Raw genomic sequence first — 22,582 nt, forward strand, 5'->3', positions numbered from 1 at the left:
TCCGGCCCCGGAGCGGGGGCTCAGGACGGGGTCCGGAGGTCACGGGCCGGGAGGTACGGCAGGGGGCTCGGGAGGCCGAAGTCGGAGGGGAGCAGGGCGGCGACCCAGCTGTCCCGGAGCGTGCCCTTGTTGGTGAGGCCGGCGCGCTGGGCGCCCTCGACGACGAAGCCGACCCGCTCGGCCACCGCGCGCGAGCCGGTGTTCCCGACCTCGGCGCGCCAGACCAGGCGGGTGCAGCCGAGCCCGGTGAAGGCCCAGTGGGCGACGGCCCGGACGGTCTCCGTCATGTAGCCGCTGCCGCGGTGCTCGCCGGCGAGCCAGTAGCCGACCTCCCAGACGCCCATGCCGCGACTGGTCAGGGAGACGGCGGCGAGCAGCGGGCCGCCGGCCAGCGGCTCGACGGCGAAGGCGTACTCGGTGTCCTCGCGCCAGCCGTCGGGCACGAGGCGGTTCAGGAAGAGCTCGGCGTCCTGCCGCGTATAGGGGTCGGGGACGACGGTCCAGCGGCGGATGTCCGGGTCCTGACAGATGGCGTGCACCGCGTCGGCGTCCTCGGGGACGAAGTTCCGAAGCCGCAGTCGGTCGGTGGTGAGGGTGATCGGATCCATGCCGGGATTGTGGTGAGCCGCCGGACCGGAAGCGAACACTTTTCGGGTGGGGCGGCACCTTCCGCCCACCTCGTGCGTTCTCTTTCCGGGCGGGCGTACGGCTCCGGCACTGTGGGCCTCCCTTCGCGAGGGCGGTCTCGCTTACGATGGCCGTTGCGGTGGGGACCACCTGCCGTGCCCGCGCTCGCGTCCATGACAAGACCCAGTGCCAGGCCCGACCGGCAAGGAGACCAGCCTCAGTGTCCGTCTTCAACAAGCTCATGCGTGCAGGCGAAGGAAAGATCCTGCGCAAACTGCACCGCATCGCGGACCAGGTCAACTCCATCGAAGATGACTTCGTCAACCTCTCCGACGCCGAGTTGCGGGCGCTCACCGATGAGTACAAGCAGCGGTACGCCGACGGTGAGAGCCTCGACGACCTGATGCCCGAAGCCTTCGCGACGGTCCGCGAGGCCGCGAAGCGGGTGCTCGGTCAGCGCCACTACGACGTCCAGCTGATGGGTGGCGCCGCGCTCCACCTCGGCTATGTCGCCGAGATGAAGACCGGTGAGGGCAAGACCCTCGTGGGTACCCTCCCGGCGTACCTCAACGCGCTCTCCGGCAAGGGCGTGCACCTGATCACGGTCAACGACTACCTGGCCGAGCGTGACTCCGAGCTCATGGGCCGGGTGCACCGCTTCCTGGGTCTGTCCATCGGGTGCATCCTCGCCAACATGACGCCGGCCCAGCGCCGTGAGCAGTACAACTGCGACATCACGTACGGCACGAACAACGAGTTCGGCTTCGACTACCTCCGCGACAACATGGCGTGGTCCAAGGACGAGCTCGTCCAGCGCGGCCACAACTTCGCCTGTGTCGACGAGGTCGACTCCATCCTCGTCGACGAGGCCCGTACGCCGCTGATCATCTCCGGCCCGGCCGACCAGGCGACGAAGTGGTACGGCGACTTCGCCAAGCTCGTCACCCGCCTCTCCAAGGGCGAGCCCGGCAACCAGCTCAAGGGCATCGAGGAGACCGGCGACTACGAGGTCGACGAGAAGAAGCGCACCGTCGCCATCCACGAGGCCGGTGTCGCCAAGGTCGAGGACTGGCTCGGCATCGACAACCTCTACGAGTCGGTGAACACCCCGCTCGTGGGCTACTTGAACAACGCCATCAAGGCGAAGGAACTGTTCAAGAAGGACAAGGATTACGTCGTCATGGACGGCGAAGTCATGATCGTCGACGAGCACACCGGCCGTATCCTCGCCGGCCGCCGCTACAACGAGGGCATGCACCAGGCGATCGAGGCGAAGGAAGGGGTGGCGATCAAGGACGAGAACCAGACCCTCGCCACGATCACCCTGCAGAACTTCTTCCTCCTGTACTCGAAGCTCTCCGGCATGACCGGTACGGCCATGACCGAGGCCGCCGAGTTCCACCAGATCTACAAGCTGGGCGTCGTCCCGATCCCGACGAACCGGCCGATGATCCGCAAGGACCAGTCCGACCTGATCTACCGGACCGAGGTCGCCAAGTTCGCCGCCGTCGTCGACGACATCGCGGAGAAGCACGAGAAGGGTCAGCCGATCCTGGTCGGCACGACCTCCGTCGAGAAGTCCGAGTACCTCTCGCAGCAGCTCTCCAAGCGCGGTGTCCAGCACGAGGTCCTCAACGCCAAGCACCACGACCGCGAGGCGAGCATCGTCGCGCAGGCCGGTCGCCGCGGCGCCGTCACCGTCGCCACGAACATGGCCGGTCGCGGTACGGACATCAAGCTCGGCGGCAACCCGGACGACCTCGCCGAGGCCGAGCTGCGCCAGGCGGGTCTCGACCCGGTCGACCACGTCGAGGAGTGGGCCGCGGCCCTCCCCGCCGCCCTGGAGCGCGCCGGGAAGGCCGTGAAGGCGGAGTTCGAGGAGGTCAAGGACCTCGGCGGGCTGTACGTGCTCGGCACCGAGCGCCACGAGTCGCGTCGTATCGACAACCAGCTGCGCGGTCGTTCCGGCCGTCAGGGCGACCCGGGCGAGTCCCGCTTCTACCTCTCGCTCGGCGACGACCTGATGCGTCTGTTCAAGGCGCAGATGGTCGAGCGCGTGATGGCCATGGCCAACGTGCCGGACGACGTGCCGATCGAGAACAAGATGGTCACCCGGGCGATCGCCTCCGCCCAGTCGCAGGTCGAGACCCAGAACTTCGAGACGCGCAAGAACGTCCTGAAGTACGACGACGTCCTCAACCGGCAGCGTCAGGTCATCTACGGCGAGCGCCGCCGCGTCCTGGAGGGCGAGGACCTGCACGAGCAGATCCAGCACTTCATGGACGACACGATCGACGACTACATCCGCCAGGAGACCGCCGAGGGCTTCGCGGAGGAGTGGGACCTCGACCGCCTGTGGAACGCGTTCAAGCAGCTCTACCCGGTGAAGGTCACCGTGGACGAGCTGGAGGACGCGGCCGGAGACCGGGCGGGCATCACCGCCGAGTTCATCGCCGAGTCCATCAAGGACGACATCCACGAGCAGTACGAGTCGCGGGAGAAGCAGCTCGGCTCGGAGATCATGCGTGAGCTGGAGCGCCGCGTGGTCCTGTCCGTCCTGGACCGCAAGTGGCGCGAGCACCTCTACGAGATGGACTACCTCCAGGAGGGCATCGGCCTCCGCGCCATGGCGCAGAAGGACCCGCTGGTCGAGTACCAGCGCGAGGGCTTCGACATGTTCACCGCCATGATGGAGGGCATCAAGGAGGAGTCCGTCGGCTACCTGTTCAACCTGGAGGTCCAGGTCGAGCAGCAGGTCGAGGAGGTCCCGGTGCAGGCGAGCGGTCCCTCGCTCGACAAGCAGGACGCGGTGCCGGCTGCCGCCGGGCGTCCGGAGATCCGCGCCAAGGGGCTCGACGCCCCGCAGCGGCCGGACCGGCTGCACTTCTCCGCGCCGACGGTGGACGGTGACGGCGGTGTCGTCGAGGGCGACTTCGCCTCGGACGACGTCGACGCCGGTGACGGGATGACGCGGGCGGAGCGCCGCAAGGCGCAGAAGAACGCGGGTGGCGGCGGGCGTCGTCGCAAGAAGTGAGTGAGGTGAGGCCGCCGGCGCGGTGAGTTCGTCGCGCCGGGTCCTTCGCGGAGGGGTCGGTCGCCCGGGTGGGCGGCCGGCCCCTCCGTCATGCCGGGCGGGGTACGGGGCGGGTCGCCGCGCCCAGGCCGTCGAGCTCCACCGCGGCGCAGCGCCAGCGCTGGTCCCCGCCGCGTTCGAGCCGGAACGCCATGGCCCGGACGCGGGCGCCGACGGCGATCGTCGCGAAGGCCTCGACCGCGGTCCGGCCGTCGTCCACCTGGACCGAGCAGCGGCGCAGGACCGGGCGGGGGCCGAGGGAGCGCAGGGGCGTCTCCGGGGCGATCCGGACGAGCTGCTCGTACGCCTCGCCGACGGTGTGGCCGAGCATCCAGTGGACCGGGCGTTCGCCGCTGAGCACGGCGAGCAGGCGCTCGGCGAAGACGGTGTGCGGGGGCAGGGCGCGGGGCCGGTCCGGGCGGGGGTGGCCCTCGCGGGGGCGGGCTTCGCGCGGGTGGCCTTCACGGGGGTGGGCTTCGCGGGGGTGGCCTTCACAGGGGTGGGTGCCCGCCGGGCCGCGGGGGCGCGTGCCTGCCGGGCCGCCGGGCGCCCTGCGGGGGCGCGGGGTGCCGGTCGCGGTGAGGATCGTGCTGGTCATGGTGGCCTGCCCCTGTCGTCGCGTCACCGAGGGATACCGGTCGGTAACTTTCCGTTGGGGATCTTGTACGGGCGGGCCCTGAGGGGCCGCAAGGAGTCCGCCACCGCTCGACGGTCCGATAGGGGAATCACCTATCCGGGTGACGTGAGAGAAATTCGGCTCCCGGGGGTCCGGAGGACGGCCTCCCGGTGTGGACGTACGGCCGCTCCGGCCGCCCACCCCGAAGGGGGACTCCGCACGTATCCTGAGGGCCTCTCCGTCTACGAAAGCGGCCAGCCATGCGCGTCTACGTCCCCCTGACCCTCCCCGGTCTCGCACAGGCGCACAAGGCGGGCGAGCTGGGCCCCGGTCCGCTGACCGCCTACGCCGTCACCCCGGCCCTGCGCGAGTGGTACGTCTCCGACGACATCGAGGAGCTGGAGTACGCGGCGCTCAACCGGGCCGCGTCCGCCTCGCTGCGACTGATCGCCGGGGACCCCGAGGCTCCCCGGCGGCGGATCGTCGTCGCCGTCGACGTCGCCGACAAGGACGCCGCCACGGACCCCGACGGGGCGCTGACCGTGAGCTCCATCGGCGAGGTCCGGATCGCCGGTCCGGTGCGGCTCGCCAAGGCGGCGGCCGTGCACGCGGACGCGGACGACGCGGCGGCCGACGTGACGGCGGCGGCGGACGCGCTGGGGGCGGCGGACCAGGGCGACGACGACGCGCAGTTCGTCGTCGACGGGGCCGAGGACCACGAGCTGCTGTGGTTCGGGGTGCAGGAGATTCCCGGGCTGCTGGGCTGACACCGCCGGGTCCGGGAGCCGGGGCGCCCGGCTTGGATGTCTGTCGGTGGCGCCGGGTACCGTCTTTCCATGGGGAAGCACGACGGCTTGCGCGGCAAGCATCTGGTCTGGGACTGGAACGGCACACTGCTCGACGACATCAGCGCGGTCATCGGCGCGACCAACGCCGCGTTCGCCGAGCTGGGGCTCGAAGCGATCACTCTGGAGCGGTACCGGGAGCTCTACACGGTGCCCGTGCCCAAGTTCTACGAGCGGCTCATGGGGCGGTTGCCCACCGACGCCGAGTGGTCCGTCATGGACGGCGCCTTCCACCGGCACTACTGGGAGCGGGCCGAGGCCTGCGGGCTGACCTCGGGGGCCGCGGAGCTGCTCGCGGCGCGGCAGGCGTCCGGGTTCACGCAGTCACTGCTGTCGCTCGCGCCGCACGCCGAGCTGATACCGCTGGTGCGGAGGCACGGGATCGCCGAGCGGTTCGTACGGATGGACGGGCGGGTCGACGCCTCCACGGACGGGAAGTCCGGGCACATGGTGCGGCACCTGGCCGCGCTGGAAGGGGTGCTCGCCGAGCGGGTCGTCGTCATCGGCGACGCGGCGGACGACGCGATCGCCGCGCGGCACGTGGGGGCGAAGGCGGTGCTCTACACCGGCGGGTCCCACAGCCGGGCCTCGCTGGAGCGGGTGGGCGTCCCCGTCGTGGACTCGCTCGCGGAAGCGGTCGCCGTGGCGGAGGAACTGGTCTGACGGGGCCGGCCGGTGACGGGCGGAGCCCAGGGGCCGGCCGGTGGATGCGTGGTATCCGCTCACCCACCGGCCGGCGCCCCGTCGAACGTATGCCCGCGACCACCGGCGGCGGTGCCGCCCGGGGTCCCGCACGCGGTCCCTCGTGTCAGGCCTTCGTGTCAGGCCTTCGCCCGGAGGACCTTCAGGAACTCGCGCATCCAGGTGGGGTGGTCCGGCCAGGCCCTCGAGGAGACCAGGAGGCCGTCCACCACCGCCGCGCTGTCCTGGAAGGTCGCGCCGGCCGCCTGCATGTCCAGTTCCAGCGCCGGATAGGCCGTGACCCGGCGGCCCTCCAGGCCGCCGACCGCCGCCGTCAGGAGCGGGCCGTGGCAGATCTGGGCCACCGGCTTGTCCGCGTCGAAGAAGGACTTGAGGATCTTGCGGAGCTCCGGGTCGTTGCGCAGGTACTCCGGCGCCCGGCCGCCCGGGATCACCACCGCCAGGTACGCGCCCGGGTCGACCTCCGAGAAGGCCAGGTCGGCGGGCCAGGTGTAGCCGGGCTTCTCGGTGTACGTGTCGAAGCCCGGTTCGAAGTCATGGACGACGAAGCGCAGCTGCTTGCGGGCCGGGGCGGCGATGTCGACCTCGTAGCCCTCCTCCAGTAGCCGCTGGTAGGGGTACATCACCTCCAGCGACTCCGCCGCGTCCCCGGTCACGATCAGGATCTTCGCCATGGCTCTCCCAGATCACAGATGGTCGGTCTGCCGTGCTGCGCCCCTGCTCGCCTCCACGCTGCCCGCGTCGGGACGCTTTGCCAAGAGGACATGTGTCGCTGTCCAGAACGTCAAACTTCCACCCCGTCTTTTGTACACATACGGACCATGACGGTTCGGGGGGCGAGGGCGATAGGCTTTTGCCGTGATCAGCGCGATACGCCGTGGGGGCAGTGAAGCCCCCGGCTGCCGCCCGACCCGCGACAGCGGCCGGGCCGACAGTGCGTTCGCCGATCCTCTCCGTCCGGGCGCGCCGCTCTCTGTGGCCGATAACGACCCGGGCATCTCTCATTCGGGCATAACGTCGTCTTCGACCGGAATCACCGCGTCGAGGCGTCGCTGTGTCCTTTCTTCCACCGACGTCACGCAACGGCGCGCGACAGGAGTCAGAGGACATGCAGACCAAGCTGGACGAAGCCAAGGCCGAGCTGCTCGAAAGGGCCGCTCGGGTAGCTGAGCACAGCCCGGTCGGGGGGCGACTTCCGACGGGCCCGGAGGGTGCCGGGGAGCGCCCGGACCGGGACACCGTGCTCGAGTACCTCCAGCGCTACTACCTGCACACCGCGCCGGAGGACCTCGGCGACCGGGACCCGGTCGACGTGTTCGGCGCGGCGCTCTCTCACTACCGCCTCGCGGAGAACCGTCCGCAGGGCACGGCGAACGTGCGCGTCCACACCCCGACGGTCGAGGAGAACGGCTGGACGAGCAGCCACTCCGTCGTCGAGGTCGTCACCGACGACATGCCGTTCCTGGTGGACTCGGTCACCAACGAGCTCTCGCGCCAGGGCCGCGGCATCCACGTCGTGATCCACCCGCAGGTCCTCGTCCGCCGTGACCTCACGGGCAAGCTCATCGAGGTCCTCTCGGCGCAGATCGAGGGCGAGCTCCCGCACGACGCGCTCACCGAGTCGTGGATCCACGTCGAGATCGACCGGGAGACCGACCGCGCCGACCTCAAGCAGATCACCTCCGATCTGCTGCGCGTCCTGTCCGACGTCCGCGAGACGGTCGAGGACTGGGAGAAGATGCGCGACGCCGCGCTGCGGATCGCCGAGGGCCTCCCGGCCGAGCCCACCGCGTCCGACCTGCGTCCGACCGAGGTGGAGGAGGCCCGCGAGCTGCTGCGCTGGCTCGCCGACGACCACTTCACCTTCCTCGGCTACCGCGAGTACCAGCTGGTCAACGGTGACGCCCTGTCCGCCGTGCCCGGCACCGGCCTCGGCATCCTGCGCTCCGACCCGCAGCACGGCAGCGACGACCAGGGCCACCACGCCCACCCCGTCTCGCCGTCCTTCAGCCGGCTGCCCGAGGACGTCCGCGCCAAGGCGCGCGAGCACAAGCTGCTGATCCTGACGAAGGCCAACAGCCGCTCGACCGTGCACCGCCCCTCGTACCTCGACTACGTCGGTGTGAAGAAGTTCGACGCCGACGGCAACGTCATCGGCGAGCGCCGCTTCCTCGGCCTGTTCTCCTCGGCCGCCTACACCGAGTCCGTCCGCCGCGTTCCCGTGGTCAAGCGCAAGGTCCAGGAGGTCCTGGCGGGCGCCGGCTTCTCGCCGAACAGCCACGACGGCCGCGACCTGCTCCAGATCCTGGAGACGTACCCGCGCGACGAGCTCTTCCAGACCCCGGCCGACCAGCTCCGGTCCGTCGTCACCAGCGTCCTGTACCTGCAGGAGCGGCGCCGGCTGCGCCTGTACCTGCGCCAGGACGAGTACGGCCGCTACTTCTCGGCCCTCGTCTACCTGCCGCGCGACCGCTACACGACCCGCGTCCGGCTGCGGATCATCGACATCCTGAAGGAGGAGCTCGACGGCACCAGCGTCGACTTCACCGCCTGGAACACCGAGTCGATCCTGTCCCGGCTGCACTTCGTCGTCCGCGTCCAGCCCGGCAACGAGCTGGCCAAGCTGACCGACGCCGATGTCGACCGCATCGAGGCCCGGCTCGTCGAGGCCGCCCGCTCCTGGTCCGACGGCTTCGCCGAGGCGCTCAACGCCGAGTGCGGCGAGGAGCGTGCCGCGGAGCTGCTCCGCCGCTACGGCAACGCCTTCCCCGAGGGCTACAAGGCCGACCACTCGCCGCGCGCGGCCGTCGCCGACCTGGTCCACCTGGAGGCCCTCGCCCGCAGCGGCGGCGGCAAGGACTTCGCGCTCTCGCTGTACGAGCCGGTCGGCGCGGGCCCCGGCGAGCGCCGTTTCAAGATCTACAAGACGGGCGACCCGATCTCCCTGTCCGCCGTGCTCCCGGTGCTCAACCGGCTCGGCGTCGAGGTGACCGACGAGCGGCCGTACGAGCTGCGCTGCGCCGACCGCACCCACGCCTGGGTCTACGACTTCGGCCTGCGGATGCCCGTCGCGACCGGCAACGGCGGCGACTACCTCGGCGACGACGCCCGCGAGCGCTTCCAGCAGGCCTTCGCCGCCACCTGGACCGGTGAGGCCGAGAACGACAACTTCAACTCGCTCGTCCTCTCCGCCGGGCTCAACTGGCGCGAGGCGATGGTGCTGCGCGCCTACGCCAAGTACCTGCGCCAGGCCGGCGCGACGTTCAGCCAGGACTACATGGAGGACACCCTCCGCAACAACGTCCACACCACCCGGCTGCTCGTGAACCTCTTCGAGGCCCGGATGGCCCCGGAGCGCCAGCGCGCCGGCACCGAGCTGATCGACGCGCTCCTGGAGGAGCTGGACGCCGCCCTCGACCAGGTCGCGAGCCTGGACGAGGACCGGATCCTGCGGTCCTTCCTGACCGTCATCAAGGCGACGCTGCGGACGAACTTCTTCCAGCTGACGGCGGACGGCACACCGCACTCGTACGTGTCGATGAAGTTCGACCCGCAGGCCATCCCGGACCTCCCGGCGCCCCGCCCGGCCTTCGAGATCTGGGTGTACTCCCCGCGCGTCGAGGGCGTCCACCTGCGCTTCGGCAAGGTCGCCCGAGGCGGTCTGCGCTGGTCCGACCGCCGCGAGGACTTCCGTACGGAGATCCTCGGCCTGGTCAAGGCCCAGATGGTGAAGAACACCGTCATCGTGCCCGTCGGCGCCAAGGGCGGCTTCGTCGCCAAGCAGCTCCCGGACCCGTCCGTGGACCGTGACGCCTGGCTGGCCGAGGGCATCGCCTCGTACAAGACCTTCATCTCGGCGCTGCTCGACATCACCGACAACCTGGTCGCGGGCGAGGTCGTGCCGCCGGTCGACGTGGTCCGCCACGACGAGGACGACACGTACCTGGTGGTCGCCGCCGACAAGGGCACCGCGACCTTCTCCGACATCGCCAACGGGGTCGCCGAGGCGTACGGCTTCTGGCTCGGCGACGCGTTCGCCTCCGGCGGCTCCGCCGGGTACGACCACAAGGGCATGGGCATCACCGCCCGCGGCGCCTGGGAGTCCGTCAAGCGGCACTTCCGCGAGCTGGGCCACGACACCCAGACCGAGGACTTCACGGTCGTCGGCGTCGGCGACATGTCCGGCGACGTCTTCGGCAACGGCATGCTGCTGAGCGAGCACATCAGGCTCGTCGCCGCGTTCGACCACCGGCACATCTTCCTCGACCCGAACCCGGACGCTGCCGTCTCGTACGCCGAGCGCCGCCGGCTCTTCGAGCTGCCCCGCTCGTCCTGGGCCGACTACGACACCTCGCTGCTCTCCGCGGGCGGCGGCATCCACCCCCGCAGCGCCAAGTCGATCCCGGTCAACGCCCAGGTCAGGGCCGCCCTCGGCATCGAGGACGGCATCACCAAGATGACCCCGGCCGAGCTGATGAAGGCCGTGCTCCACGCGCCGGTCGACCTGCTGTGGAACGGCGGCATCGGGACGTACGTCAAGTCCTCGGCCGAGTCGAACGCCGACGTCGGCGACAAGGCCAACGACGCCATCCGCGTCGACGGCCAGGACGTCCGCGCCCAGGTCATCGGCGAGGGCGGCAACCTCGGTGCGACCCAGCTCGGCCGCATCGAGTTCGCCCGCACCGGCGGCCCCGAGGGCCAGGGCGGCAAGGTCAACACCGACGCCATCGACAACAGCGCCGGCGTCGACACCTCCGACCACGAGGTCAACATCAAGATCCTGCTCAACGGGCTCGTCGCCGAGGGCGACATGACCGTCAAGCAGCGCAACAAGATCCTCGCGGAGATGACCGACGAGGTCGGCAAGCTCGTCCTGCGCAACAACTACGCGCAGAACACGGCCCTCGCCAACGCCGTCGCCCAGTCGCCGTCCCTGCTCCACGCCCACCAGCGCTTCATGCGCCGGCTGGGCCGCGACGGGGCCCTCGACCGCTCCCTGGAGTTCCTGCCCAACGACCGGCAGATCCGCGACCTGCTCAACAACGGCCGCGGTCTGAGCCAGCCGGAGCTCGCCGTCCTCCTCGCGTACACCAAGATCACGGTGGCCGACGAGCTCATCGGTACGGAGCTGCCGGACGACCCGTACCTGCGCGGGCTGCTCCACGCCTACTTCCCGACGCTGCTGCGCGAGAAGTTCACCGAGGCCGTCGACAACCACGCGCTGCGCCGCGAGATCATCACCACCGTCCTGGTCAACGACACCGTCAACGCCGGTGGCTCGACCTTCCTGCACCGCCTCCGCGAGGAGACGGGCGCGTCGATCGAGGAGATCGTCCGGGCGCAGACCGCGGCCCGGGTCGTCTTCCGCCTCGGCCAGGTCTGGGACGCCGTCGAGGCCCTCGACAACCAGGTGCCCGCCGACGTCCAGACCCGGATGCGGCTGCACTCCCGCCGGCTCGTCGAGCGCGGCACCCGCTGGCTGCTCAACAACCGGCCGCAGCCGCTCCAGCTCACCGAGACCATCGAGTTCTTCGCCGAGCGCGTCGAGCAGGTCTGGGCGCAGCTGCCGAACCTGCTGCGCGGCGCGGACCTGGAGTGGTACCAGTCGATCGTGGAGGAGCTGACCGAGGTCGGCGTGCCGGAGGAGCTCGCGCTGCGGGTGGCCGGCTTCTCCTCCGCCTTCCCGACGCTCGACATCGTGGCGATCGCGGACCGGACGGACAAGGACCCGCTGGCGGTGGCCGAGGTCTACTACGACCTGGCCGACCGGCTGCGGATCACCGACCTGATGGACCGGATCATCGAGCTGCCGCGCGACGACCGGTGGCAGTCGATGGCCCGTGCGTCGATCCGCGAGGACCTGTTCGCGGCGCACTCGGCGCTGACCGCGGACGTCCTGGCGGCCGGGGACGGCGCGTCGAGCCCGGAGCAGCGGTTCAAGGACTGGGAGGAGAAGAACGCGGCGATCCTGGGCCGCGCGCGGACGACCCTGGAGGAGATCCAGGGCTCGGACACCTTCGACCTGGCGAACCTGTCGGTGGCGATGCGGACGATGCGCACGCTGCTCCGTACCCACAGCTAGCGGCTGAGGCAGTGACGTGAGAAGGGCCCCACCGGTCGTCCGGTGGGGCCCTTCTCGTCGGTCCGTGCCGCGCGGCTTCCGCCGTCCTCGTTACGCGGATTCCTCGGGCGGGCCGGTGACCGTCGACGTCCACAGGCGGCGGGCGGCCAGCAGGGTCGCAGCGAGCAGCAGGCCGTTGCGCAGGACCATGACGGTCAGCCCCTGGGGGGTGCCGGCGACGACGTGGTCGTACAGGACGGGGTACGCGAGGGAGCTGAGGGCGGCCGCCGGGAGCAGCAGCAGCGCCACCGGGCGCATCACGGTGCTGCGCGAGGTCAGACAGACGGCGGCGAGGCCGAGCAGCCAGATCATGTACTGGGGGCTGATCACCCGGCTGGTGACGGTGAACAGCAGGACGGCGGTGAGGGCCGCGTCGAGCGGGGTGGCGGCGGTCCAGCGGTGGGCCCGGACGCGCCACAGGAGCAGCCAGCCGAAGGCGACGACGGTGAGCAGCAGGGCGAGGTGGCCGAGGGTGGAGACGTAGGGGCCGACGTACTCGAAGGCCCCGTAGCGGAACGCGACCCTGCCCGGCCAGATGCCGCCGGCCTCGGCCAGCGCGAGGGCCGTGCCGCCGAGCGACTCGATCTGGATGCCGCGGCTGCCCTGCTGGCGCAGGAAGCCGAGGGAGTCGGAGAAGAACAGCGCCAGGGTGGCGAGCAGGGCGAGCGCCGCGACGACCGCGGCGGTCCACGCCTCGCGGGTGGTACGGCCGCGGGGGGTGCCGATCAGGGCGAGCGCCGGCCAGACCTTGACCATCGCGCCGATGCCCGCGAGCGCCCCGCCGAGCTGATGGGCGGCGGTGGAGCGGGCGGTGAGCGCGAGCAGCGCGAGGACGGCCAGGGCGGTGGCCTGGACGTCGTAGCGCGCGAGCGGCAGGTGCAGGAGCAGCGGCAGTCCGCAGACCCAGATCCACGCGCCGTGGGTGAGCCTGGCGCTGTCGGCGCGGGCGAGTGCGGCGGTGACGGCCGCGTCGGCCAGGAGGGTGAGCGCGACGAACGCCTGGAGGTACGTCAGCCAGGGGAGGATGCCCGGCGACATGATGACGAGCCCCGCGCCGGGCGGGTACTGCCAGGTGACGTCGCCGGGCGGGAAGGTGCCCTGGGCGAACTGCCCGTACCAGTACCGGTAGAGGTCCACCTCGCGGCGGACGCCGCCGATGCCGAGGTTGTCGCGCAGGAGCAGCAGCACCATGCCGACGCGGGTGATCAGCCAGACGGCCGCGACGGCGAGGTAGGGGCCGCGGTCGACCGTCACGAAGGTGGCGGAGGTGAAGGTGTCCGAGTCGAAGGGGGACTTGGTGAGGCTGGGGGGCTCGGCGCGGGACCCGCGGGCTTCTGGCGGCGGTGGGGGCTGATCGTTCGTCATCCCTCCGCACTGTAGCCCTTAATGTCTTATTTGCCCTTTTCTTTGGCCCCTGTTCCGGCTCCTGTCGCGGTGAACTCCTCGTACGCCGCCACCACCTCCTTCGCCGGACCGTCCATCCGCAGGGTGCCCGCCTCCAGCCACAGGGCCCGCTCGCAGGTCTCCGTGATCGTCGAGTTCGAGTGGCTGACCAGGAACACCGTCCCCGCCTCCGCCCGCAGCTCGTCGATCCGCTGCTGGCTCCTGCGGCGGAAGCGCGCGTCCCCGGTGGACAGGGCCTCGTCGATGAGCAGGACGTCATGGCTCTTCGCGGCGGCGATGGAGAAGCGGAGCCGCGCCCCCATGCCGGAGGAGTACGTCCCCATGGGGCGGGAGATGGCGTCGTCCTTCTCGTTGATGCCGGAGAACTCCACGATCCCGTCGTAGCGCTCGCGGACCTCCGTGCGGCTCATGCCCATCGCGAGACCGCCCAGGATCACGTTCCGCTCGCCGGTGAGGTCGTTCATGAGGGCCGCGTTGACGCCGAGGAGCGAGGGCTGTCCGTCGGTGTAGATCTGGCCGCGCTCGACGGGCTGGAGGCCCGCGATGGCCTTCAGGAGGGTGGATTTCCCAGATCCGTTCGAACCGATCAGGCCAATTGCCTCGCCCCGGTGCGCGACGAAGCTGACACCCTTCACGGCGTGGACCCGGCGGCCGGTCGGCCGCTTCCCGTCGCGCCGGAGCAGGCGGCTCAGCGCGGCCGTCGCGGCGCCTCGGCCGCCGGTGCCGCCGCCGTTGACCGTGTAGGTGATGTGGACGCCGTCGACCACGACGGTGGGTGCGGGTGCGGGTGCGGGTGCGGGTGCGGGGGTGGGGCTGGTGGTGAGGGTGGGGGTGGGGGTGCTTTGCGGGTCAGCCACGGCCGTACGTCTCCTCCGCCTTCCAGAACCAGATGAAACCGCCCGTGAAGGCCAGCAGGGCCCAGCCGGCGGCGAGTGCCCAGACGTGCGGCGGCAGTTGCGCCGACGTGTAGCTCTCGATGAGCGCGAAGCGCATCAGGTCGATGTAGACCGCTGCCGGGTTGCACTGGAGGGCGAGCACCACGGCGTCGGGGAAGCGTCCGCTCGCCGCCAGGTTCTGGATCGACCACATGGCGCCCGAGGCGTACATCCAGGTGCGGAGCACGAACGGCATCAGCTGGGAGATGTCCGGGGTGCGGGCCGCGAGCCGGGCGAGGACGAGCGCCACGCCCGTGTTGAACAGCGCCTGGCAGAGCAGTGCGGGGACGGCGAGGAGCCAGCTCCAGGTGGGGAACTCGCCGAGCCCGAAGAGGATCATGACCAGTGCGGCGAGCGAGAGCAGCAGCTGCTGGAGCTGCTGCAGCGACAGGGAGATCGGGAGGCTCGCGCGGGGGAAGTGGAGGGCGCGGACGAGGCCCAGGTTGCCGCTGATCGCCCGGGTGCCGGCCAGGATCGTGTTCGAGGTGAACGTCCACACGAAGATGCCGGTGATCAGGAACGGCACATAGTCGGCGACGCCGTCCTTGGCGTCCATGAGGACGCCGAAGATCAGGTAGTAGACGGCGGCGTTGAGCAGCGGGGTCATCACCTGCCAGACCTGGCCGAGCCGCGCCTGGCTGTACTGGGCGGTGAGCCGGGCGGTCGCGAAGGCGGCGATGAAGTCGCGGCGGGACCAGATCTGCCGGGCGTAGGCGGGCAGCGAGGGGCGGGCGCCGCTGACCGTGAGGCCGTGGCGCCGGGCGAGGGCGCGCAGGTCCTCACTAGAGGCCGCGCGCGGAGGGCCCTCCGGGGGAGAGGTGTCTCCAGGAGGCGGGCTCTGGAGGGGCGGGGGAAGCGTCTGGGTGGTCACGGGTGGGCGCTTTCGACGAAGGGTGCGGGCATCTTCGGCGATGGAACGGGTCCGTATCGTCGCTACGGGGAGAGTAGGGTCAGCAACGTCGGAACGCAACCGTATCGTCGTGACGGCGTCGGGGCGTCGCCGTTGGTTAGGATGCCGTTCATGACCGATCCGACCCCCCGCCGCGCCCCCGCCGGAGCGGCCGTGCTCCGCGAGGACGTGACCGAGGCCATCCGCGCCGCCGTCTTCGAGGAGCTCGCGGCCGTCGGTTTCGCCCGGATGTCCATCGAGGGCATCGCGCGCCGCGCCGGAGTCGGCAAGACCGCCGTCTACCGGCGCTGGAAGTCCAAGCTCGCCCTCGTCCTCGACCTCGTCGGGGCGTTCGCCGTCCAGGGCCTGCCGGCGCCCGCCACCGGCTCCCTCCACGGGGACGTGCGCGCGCTCCTCCAGGTGGCCTCGCACGCGCTGCGCCACCCCGTCGCCTCGCAGGTCATCCCGGACCTGCTCGTCGAGGCGGCCCGGCAGCCCGAGATCGCCGAGGCCGTCACGTCGGCGCTGCTCGACGGCCAGCGCGGCGTCGTGACCCAGATCGTCCGCGAGGCCGTCGCCCGCGGTGAACTCCCCGAGGGCACCGACCCGGGCCGCGCCCTCGACCTGGTCGTCGGGCCGCTCTACTGGCGCCTCGTCGTGGTCCGTACGCCGCTGCCCCCGGGGTACGTGGACGACCTGGCGCGCTCGGCGGTGGCGGCGCTCACGGCCTGAGCGCGCGGCGGAGGGCCGACGGCATCGCCGCCGGGGCGATCGCGGGCGGGGGAGCGCCGCCGGGTGGAGCATCACCGCTGGGTGGAGCGCCGGCGCTGGGAGCGCCGCCGGTGGGAGCACCTCCGGTGGGAGCACCTCCGGTGGGAGCACCTCCGGTGGGAGCACCTCCGCGGGGAGCGCCGTCGATCGAGGCGACGGCGATCCCCGCGGAGGCGATCCCGGCGCCCTCGTGGACCGGTGTCAGCCGTGTGTCGCCGGGGTCAGCGGGGCCACCGGCGTCGCCTCGACCGAGCGGGCGGCACGGTCGAGTGCGCTCGCGAGGAGGGCCAGATCCGTCGGCCCGTTGCCCAGCTCGCGGACCGGACGGCGGGTCGGCGGGTCGCCCATCCGCTCCCACTCCAGCGGCACGACGGTGGGGCGGAGCGTGGCCGTCCGGGGGATCCGGCCGGTGACGCGGCCCGCCTGGAAGGGCGTCACCCGGCCGTCCGGATGGCCCAGGCGTCCGCGCCCGGCCGCCGGTACGTCCGGGCCCGCCGTCACCGGGGGCGCGTCGAGCACGATCCGCAGCCGGGCCCCGTGGGCCAGCTCCGTGTCGGCCGTCCGGTCGGGGCGGGCGGAGGTCGCGACGAGGTGCACGCCGAGCCGTTCGCCGTTCCGCGCGACGGCCTCCAGGGCCCGCACGACGGACCCGGCGGCGGGGCGGCCGGAGGCGCCGAGCGCGGGGGCCACGAGGGCGTCGTAGTCGTCGACGAGAACGATGAGCCGGGGGAGGTGCGCGGGTCCGCCCGAGGCACGCCCGGCCCCCTGCTCGTCGCCCGCGGACCGGGGGACGCGCCCGGCCGTCTCCTCGCCGGAGGGCCGGGGCACGCGTCCGCTGGGGCGGTCGGTGAGGTCGCCGGTGCGGGACACGCGGCCGCTCGGGACTCCGCCGAGGTCGCCGTCGCCGGGGCGTGGCACCCGTCCGCTGCCGTGGCCGCCGAGGTCCTCGGCACCCGTCCGGGACACGCGTCCGCTGCCGTGGCCGCCCAGGTCCTCCGCACCCGTCCGGGACACGCGTCCGCTCGGGAGGTCCGTCAGGTCGCCGTCGCCGGTGCGGAGGGTGCGGCCGCCGGAGCGGTCGTCGCCGTCCCGGCGCGGCAGGCGTCCGCTGGGCGTGTCGGTCAGGAAGGAGTCGGCGCCGGGCCGGGTCCGGGCACTGGGCCGCTCGTCGAGCGAACCGTCCCCGGGCCGGGGCACGCGCACGCCGCCGGGTCCGCCGCGGTCGTCCGCCCCGGGCCGGGGCACCCGTCCGCTGCCCCGGCCGCCGAGGTCCTCCGCACCCGTGCGGGACACGCGTCCGCTCGGGCGGTCCGTGAGGTCGTCGTCGCCCGTGCGCAGGGTGCGGCTGCTGGGGCGGCCGAGCGGGTCCTCGGACCCCGGGTACGCGATCCGCCCGCTCGCCCGGCCGTCGAGGTCGCCCGTGTACGTGATCCGGCCGCTCGGGCGGCCGCCGAGGTCGTCCGACGCGGGGTACGGGCCGTCCGCGCGGCCGTTGCGCGCGGTCGGGAGGGCGCCGATCGTGCCGTCGCCCGTGCGCAGGGTGCGGCCGCTGGGGCGGTCCGCGAGGTCGCCCCGGTCGTGGAGACGGACGGTCGCGCGGGCGCCCTGGGGCACGGACTCCGCCGCGCTCGGGGCGCGCTGGCCGATCAGGCGGTCGGCGGCGGCCGGCGCGCGCGTCCCCCGGCGGTCGGCGAAGTGGCCGTCGCCGATCAGCTCCGCGCGGCGCTTCAGCTCTGCGCCCAGGGCCTGCGCGAACTCCCGCATCCGGACCGGGTCCGAGGCGACCAGGTGCTCCGTGACGTGCGGCAGTTCGGTGCAGACCGCGAGTCCTTCGCCGCGGTCGCCGCCCGCCCCGTCCACCAGGAGCAGGCCGAGCCGGTCGGGGCGGCCGCCGGCCGCGAGCGAGGCGGCGATGGAACGGAGCAGCTCCGTCCGTCCGCTTCCCGCGGGTCCCTCGATCAGGAGGTGCGGGCCCTCGCGGGTGAGGTCCACGGCCAGCGGGCCGCGCGGTCCCGTGCCCAGGACGGCCGTGCCGTCCCCGGCGGAGGCCCAGCGGGCCATCAGGGAGGCGGGGGTGGCACGGGCGAGCCCGAGCTCGTCGAGGAGGCGGGACGACGGGGGCAGCGCTGCGGCACGCGCGCCGGGCGCCGCCGTCGTGTCCGTACGCAGCGGGGCGAGCGCGCGGCCGAAGCGCTCGGCCCAGGCGACCGAGACCGCGTCGACCACACCGACGGTGCCGTGGCCGGCGACCCGTCCGCCGGAGGTCCTGAGCAGCCGCAGCGCCGTCGCCACGTCGCCGCTCAGGAGCGCGGCGGCCCCGCACTCGCGGAACGCGAGGGACGCGGCGCACGCCGTCTCGTAGGTGGCGGCCACCGGGGAGACCGGGGAGGCGGAGGGGGCCTCGGCGAGGCACAGGAGGTGGATCCCGGCCGCAGCTCCGGCGCCGGCCAGCCGCGCGACGGTCTCGCGCAGGGCCGCCGAACCGGGGTCGCCGTCGACGACCACGACCGTCGTCGGCCCCTCGTGGCGGGCCGCCGCCTCGGCGACGGACGCGCGGTCGGCGCTGGGCCAGCCGGGGCCGAGCGGACCGTCGTCGAGCCGTCGGGTCAGCTCCGCCGTACGGGCCTGGGCCTGCTCGCGGTCGTACGCCAGGAGCAGCCGGCAGTCCTGGCCGTGGGCCGGACGGACGTGGGGGAGCCAGCCGAGCCAGCCCCAGGACCGGCGCCGCTCGTCGAGGGAGCGGTTCCGGTCGGCGCTGATCAGCACGATCTCCAGGTCGGAGGGGGAGTGCAGGGCGGCGAGCTGGGCGACGACCGAGCGGGCCAGACCGGCGAGCCGGTCGGCGGGGCCCGCGAGGCCCAGCGAACCGGCCTCCCGCAGTCCCACGGTGACCGGGACGCCGGACAGCTCGGCGCGGTCCGTGGTCCCGAGCCGGACCACGAGGGACTCGGGGTGGTCCTGGCCGCGCTCCCAGAGCCGGGGGCCGGGACCGAGGGCGGTGAGCAGGACGGTGGCCGGGTCGGGCCAGGTGTCGGCCATCGGCACGGGCGCGGGGGAGCCCTCCGGGGCTCCGGCGGCGAGCCGGGCTCCCGTGTGGGTGTCCGGGGCCGTACGCGGGTCGGTGGCGGGCGCCGGGACTTCCTCGCGTCCGCCGGCCAGGCGCCGGGCCCAGGCGCCGAGGCCGCGCTTGCCGCTCCCCGCGCGCGGGGAGCCGGCCGGGGGAGTGTCGCCGCGGGACGGGCGGGTCCCGCCGTGGGCCTCGCCGCCGCCGTCGGGCCCGTCGGCACCGGGGTGGTCGCCGGTGCGGGCGTGGCCCGCGCCGGGGGAGTCCGTACCGCGGTCGCGGGCGCCGCCCGGGCCGTACGGGTCGTGGTGCGCGCCGTGGGCGGCACCGCCGAGCGGGACGCCGCGCGCCCCGCCGTGGGTGGTGTCGTCCACCGGGCCGGCGCCGGTCGCGCGGGGCACGCCCGCGCGGGCGTGCCGGTCGTCGGCGGCCGGATCCCGTCCGTCGCCTCCGGGCGGTGCCACGCGCAGGTGGCCCTCCCCGTCGGGGGCCGTGGGCCTCGCCTCCGCGCCGCCGGGGTCGCCGCCGGGGCCGGTCAGCCGGAGCGCCGACTCGCCGAGGCGCAGCAGGGCACCCGGCCGGAAGGCGACCGGGCGGTCGCCGACCGGCACGCCGTCGAGGGTCGTGCCGTTCGTCGAGCCGCGGTCGGCGACGGTGATCCGGCCGTCCTCGCCGACGGTCACGGTGCAGTGCGCGCGGGAGACGTCCGGGTCGTCGAGCGGTACGTCGGCGTCCACGGAACGGCCGATTCTGATCGCTCCGCCGTGCAGCAGGTGCACTCCGCCCGCGTCCGGGCCCGCCACCACGTGCAGCCGGGCCGCGGCGGCCTCGCCGACGCGGTCGTCGGGGCCGGGGACCTGGAGGGAGAGGACCGCGCCGTCGACCAGCGGGGGCTCGCCGAGCACGCACCGGCTGCCGTCGAGCCGCTCCGCGCCCGCGTAGAGCACGGTGGTGCCCGAGGCGGAGGTGTCGGGGCCGGTGACGGCGGCGGCGAGATGGGAGGCCACGGCGGCCAGGGCCGTCCCGGCGGGGGCCGTGACGAGAACGTCGCAGGTACGTCCGGCGCCATGGCCGGCGTACGGCGCGAGGACGGTCAGCCGGATCTGCATCGCCGTCAGCGGTCCCTTCTGCGTGATGCCCGGCAGGGGAACCGCCCTGTGACTCCCCCCACCCGGCACGGACGCGTCGCCCGGTACAGGTCGGCACGGCGCGGGGGCTCCCGACCCCACCGATGCGACGTGCTGGAGGCATCCTCGCACCTGCCACCGACAACCCGCCCCCGGGTCGGCCGGAAGTGATCTTGAATGGTCGGCTGTGGACGCAAAAGTGCCTGGTTGAGCATGCCTTCGGAACATGCCCGGCAACCGTCCGGCCTCCGGAAGCGTCTTCTTTCGGACAGACCGGACCCACCGGGACCCGCCCGGCGGAGGCGCGCGTCGCCGCCGTCGCCGGTACGGCACCGGTCCGCCCGCGGCGGGCCGCCGGCCGGGCCCCGGAATCGGAATCGGCCTGTGGACGACCGGCCGGTACCCCGTTCGGCGGCACTAAAGTGGGTCGGACACCCGGACGGGTCACAACAGAGAACAGGGACCCCGGGAGCATGACCGGATCACCCCAGGACCACGATCAGCAGGGAGCGCGTGACGTGCGGCCTATCGGCAGCAAGTACCTGCTCGAGGAGCCGCTCGGCCGCGGCGCCACGGGCACCGTCTGGCGAGCCCGCCAGCGGGAGACGGCGGGAGCCGAGGCGGCCGTGCCCGGCCAGCCCGGCGAGACCGTCGCGATCAAGGTCCTCAAGGAGGAGCTGGCCAACGACGCGGACATCGTGATGCGCTTCCTGCGCGAGCGGTCCGTGCTGCTCCGGCTCACCCATCCCAACATCGTGCGGACCCGCGACCTGGTCGTCGAGGGCGATGTCCTCGCCCTCGTCATGGACCTCGTCGAGGGCCCCGACCTGCACCGGTACATCCGGGACAGCGGCCCGCTCACCCCGGTCGCCGCCGCCCTCCTGACCGCCCAGATCGCCGACGCGCTCGCCGCCAGCCACGCCGACGGCGTCGTCCACCGCGACCTGAAGCCGGCCAACGTCCTGCTCGCCGAGCAGGGCGGCCAGATGCACCCGATGCTCACCGACTTCGGCATCGCGCGCCTCGCGGACTCCCCGGGCCTGACCCGCACCCACGAATTCGTCGGCACGCCCGCGTACGTGGCGCCGGAGTCCGCCGAGGGCCGCCCGCAGACCTCCGCCGTCGACATCTACGGCGCCGGCATCCTGCTCTACGAGCTGGTCACCGGCCGGCCCCCGTTCGCGGGCGGCACCGCCCTCGAGGTCCTCCACCGGCACCTCAGCGAGGAGCCCCGCCGGCCCTCGACCGTGCCCGGACCGCTGTGGACGGTCATAGAGCGCTGCCTCAGCAAGGACCCGGAGCGGCGGCCGAGCGCGGTGAACCTCGCGCGCGGTCTGCGCGCGGTCGCCGCCGGCATCGGCGTGCACTCCACGCCCGCCCAGATCGAGGCGGCCGAGGGCGTCGGCGCGCTCCTCGCCCCCGACCCGGCGCCCGCGCCCGTCCCGGAGACCCCCGGGGCCGGGGCCGCCGACCCCACCCAGGTGCTGCCCAGCGGCACCGGGATGCCGCCGCGGTACGACCCCGCGGGCGCGACCAGCGTCATGCCGACCAGCGGCGCGGCGGGCGCCGCCGACCCGACGGCCGTCATGCCCCCCGTACCGCCGCAGCCGCCGCAGGGCACGCAGGCGGCACAGGCCGCTCAGTCGGAGGATCCGCACCCCTGGCAGAGCCAGCTCCGCGCGGCCCGCGACCGCAACGAGCAGACGCAGGTGCAGTACCTGGACCCGAGCCAGGACCCGCTGCGCCGCCGCCCCCAGCGCCAGCAGCCCCCGCAGGACCAGCGGCCCGGCCAGTACGGCCAGCAGGGCCAGCAGGGCCAGCAGGGCCAGTACGGGCAGCAGCCGCCGCAGCCGTACCAGCAGCAGCGCCCCGCGCAGCAGCGGCCGCAGCAGCCGTACCCGCCGCAGCACCAGCAGCAGCACCAGCCGCAGCAGTACGCGCCGCCGCCCGCCCCGCAGCAGTACGCCCCGCCCCAGCAGCAGTACACCCCGCCGCAGCCGCCGCCCCAGGCCCCGGCCCCGCGCGAGCCGCGTCCGCCGCGCCAGCGCAGCGCCAACCCGGTGCGGATCCCCGGCCTCGGCTGCCTCAAGGGCTGCCTGGTCATGATCGTGCTGTTCGTGGTCGCGGGCTGGCTCGTCTGGGAGCTGACCCCGCTGCAGGACTGGATCGCCGAGGGCAAGGGCTACTGGGAGGCCATCGGAGACGGCATCTCGAAGGTGACCGACTGGTTCTCCAAGCTCGGCGAGGCCACCGACTCCACGGGTGCTACCGGCGGTACGACCGGCCAGTGACCCCGTAGGACGACGCAATACTGCCGATTTATCGACTTCCGAGGGGTGATTTCCCCTCGGAAGTGACGTCCGGCGGCTGCGGACGCGTAACTTTGCACGCGAACCGCAGCCGCTGAG

13 protein-coding genes are annotated in these 22,582 nt (G+C 73.1%); 6 read left to right on the forward strand and 7 right to left on the reverse strand.

From position 1 onward, the window contains the following. Window positions 1-20 precede the first annotated feature (20 nt). On the reverse strand, window positions 21-608 hold the full coding sequence (locus tag AMK27_RS26885) for a GNAT family N-acetyltransferase (protein WP_073914390.1): 588 nt from the start codon (window positions 606-608) through the stop codon (window positions 21-23). A 239-nt stretch (window positions 609-847) separates the two neighbouring features. On the opposite strand from AMK27_RS26885, the gene secA reads away from it, so the two are divergent. Further along, complete coding sequence (secA, locus tag AMK27_RS26890; RefSeq protein WP_073913302.1) at window positions 848-3,661, forward strand: preprotein translocase subunit SecA; 2,814 nt, start codon at window positions 848-850, stop codon at window positions 3,659-3,661. An 88-nt stretch (window positions 3,662-3,749) separates the two neighbouring features. Here the strand turns inward: secA and AMK27_RS44375 are convergent, their stop codons facing one another. Continuing rightward, window positions 3,750-4,298: an Rv3235 family protein gene (locus AMK27_RS44375; protein WP_338014338.1), complete on the reverse strand. Its 549-nt coding sequence runs from the start codon at window positions 4,296-4,298 to the stop codon at window positions 3,750-3,752. A 278-nt stretch (window positions 4,299-4,576) separates the two neighbouring features. Between AMK27_RS44375 and AMK27_RS26900 the strand changes: the two genes are divergently transcribed. Continuing rightward, entirely contained in the window at window positions 4,577-5,083 is a 507-nt protein-coding gene (locus AMK27_RS26900; protein ID WP_073913304.1) for a DUF6912 family protein, read from the forward strand. 69 nt (window positions 5,084-5,152) lie between these two features. Next, window positions 5,153-5,824 carry an HAD family hydrolase gene (locus tag AMK27_RS26905; protein ID WP_073913306.1) on the forward strand — a complete coding sequence of 224 codons (672 nt, stop codon included), beginning with the start codon at window positions 5,153-5,155 and terminating at the stop codon, window positions 5,822-5,824. A gap of 158 nt (window positions 5,825-5,982) precedes the next feature. On the opposite strand, the gene AMK27_RS26910 is transcribed toward AMK27_RS26905, so the two are convergent. Next, entirely contained in the window at window positions 5,983-6,537 is a 555-nt protein-coding gene (locus tag AMK27_RS26910; protein WP_073913309.1) for a DJ-1/PfpI family protein, read from the reverse strand. A gap of 434 nt (window positions 6,538-6,971) precedes the next feature. Between AMK27_RS26910 and AMK27_RS26915 the strand changes: the two genes are divergently transcribed. Next, the gene (locus AMK27_RS26915; protein WP_073913310.1) at window positions 6,972-11,945 is read left to right on the forward strand and encodes an NAD-glutamate dehydrogenase; all 4,974 of its coding nucleotides are present in this window, start codon (window positions 6,972-6,974) and stop codon (window positions 11,943-11,945) included. A gap of 90 nt (window positions 11,946-12,035) precedes the next feature. Here AMK27_RS26915 and AMK27_RS26920 read toward each other — a convergent pair whose 3' ends face one another. The 3 genes from AMK27_RS26920 to AMK27_RS26930 all read right to left on the reverse strand — a co-directional run bounded on the left by AMK27_RS26920 (window position 12,036) and on the right by AMK27_RS26930 (window position 15,194). Further along, window positions 12,036-13,349, reverse strand: a complete 1,314-nt coding sequence (locus AMK27_RS26920) for a glycosyltransferase 87 family protein (RefSeq protein ID WP_107425682.1) — start codon at window positions 13,347-13,349, stop codon at window positions 12,036-12,038. A gap of 26 nt (window positions 13,350-13,375) precedes the next feature. After that, window positions 13,376-14,155, reverse strand: coding sequence for an ABC transporter ATP-binding protein (locus tag AMK27_RS26925; RefSeq protein WP_073914398.1), 780 nt, complete (start codon window positions 14,153-14,155; stop codon window positions 13,376-13,378). Window positions 14,156-14,237: 82 nt separating this feature from the next. Continuing rightward, window positions 14,238-15,194: an ABC transporter permease gene (locus AMK27_RS26930; RefSeq protein ID WP_073913313.1), complete on the reverse strand. Its 957-nt coding sequence runs from the start codon at window positions 15,192-15,194 to the stop codon at window positions 14,238-14,240. A 141-nt stretch (window positions 15,195-15,335) separates the two neighbouring features. Here AMK27_RS26930 and AMK27_RS26935 point away from each other — a divergent pair, with 141 nt between their 5' ends. Next, complete coding sequence (locus AMK27_RS26935) at window positions 15,336-15,944, forward strand: TetR/AcrR family transcriptional regulator (protein ID WP_107425683.1); 609 nt, start codon at window positions 15,336-15,338, stop codon at window positions 15,942-15,944. Window positions 15,945-16,184: 240 nt separating this feature from the next. On the opposite strand, the gene AMK27_RS26940 is transcribed toward AMK27_RS26935, so the two are convergent. After that, window positions 16,185-20,156, reverse strand: coding sequence for an FtsK/SpoIIIE domain-containing protein (locus AMK27_RS26940; protein ID WP_107425684.1), 3,972 nt, complete (start codon window positions 20,154-20,156; stop codon window positions 16,185-16,187). Between the two features lie 536 nt (window positions 20,157-20,692). Between AMK27_RS26940 and AMK27_RS26945 the strand changes: the two genes are divergently transcribed. Next, on the forward strand, window positions 20,693-22,465 hold the full coding sequence (locus tag AMK27_RS26945; RefSeq protein ID WP_073913318.1) for a serine/threonine-protein kinase: 1,773 nt from the start codon (window positions 20,693-20,695) through the stop codon (window positions 22,463-22,465). Window positions 22,466-22,582: the final 117 nt, after the last annotated feature.

Origin of the sequence: Streptomyces sp. CB02009 (assembly GCF_001905825.1) — a bacterium.
Taxonomy (GTDB): domain Bacteria; phylum Actinomycetota; class Actinomycetes; order Streptomycetales; family Streptomycetaceae; genus Streptomyces.

Bases quoted from the DNA above. Each gene is read 5' to 3' on its own strand.
- AMK27_RS26900 (WP_073913304.1), top strand. From the start codon at position 4,577: ATGCGCGTCTACGTCCCCCTGACCCTCCCCGGTCTCGCACAGGCGCAC.
- AMK27_RS26905 (WP_073913306.1), top strand. From the start codon at position 5,153: ATGGGGAAGCACGACGGCTTGCGCGGCAAGCATCTGGTCTGGGACTGG.
- AMK27_RS26935 (WP_107425683.1), top strand. From the start codon at position 15,336: ATGCCGTTCATGACCGATCCGACCCCCCGCCGCGCCCCCGCCGGAGCG.
- AMK27_RS26885 (WP_073914390.1), bottom strand. From the start codon at position 608: ATGGATCCGATCACCCTCACCACCGACCGACTGCGGCTTCGGAACTTC.
- AMK27_RS26940 (WP_107425684.1), bottom strand. From the start codon at position 20,156: ATGCAGATCCGGCTGACCGTCCTCGCGCCGTACGCCGGCCATGGCGCC.
- AMK27_RS26910 (WP_073913309.1), bottom strand. From the start codon at position 6,537: ATGGCGAAGATCCTGATCGTGACCGGGGACGCGGCGGAGTCGCTGGAG.
- AMK27_RS44375 (WP_338014338.1), bottom strand. From the start codon at position 4,298: ATGACCAGCACGATCCTCACCGCGACCGGCACCCCGCGCCCCCGCAGG.
- AMK27_RS26915 (WP_073913310.1), top strand. From the start codon at position 6,972: ATGCAGACCAAGCTGGACGAAGCCAAGGCCGAGCTGCTCGAAAGGGCC.
- AMK27_RS26920 (WP_107425682.1), bottom strand. From the start codon at position 13,349: ATGACGAACGATCAGCCCCCACCGCCGCCAGAAGCCCGCGGGTCCCGC.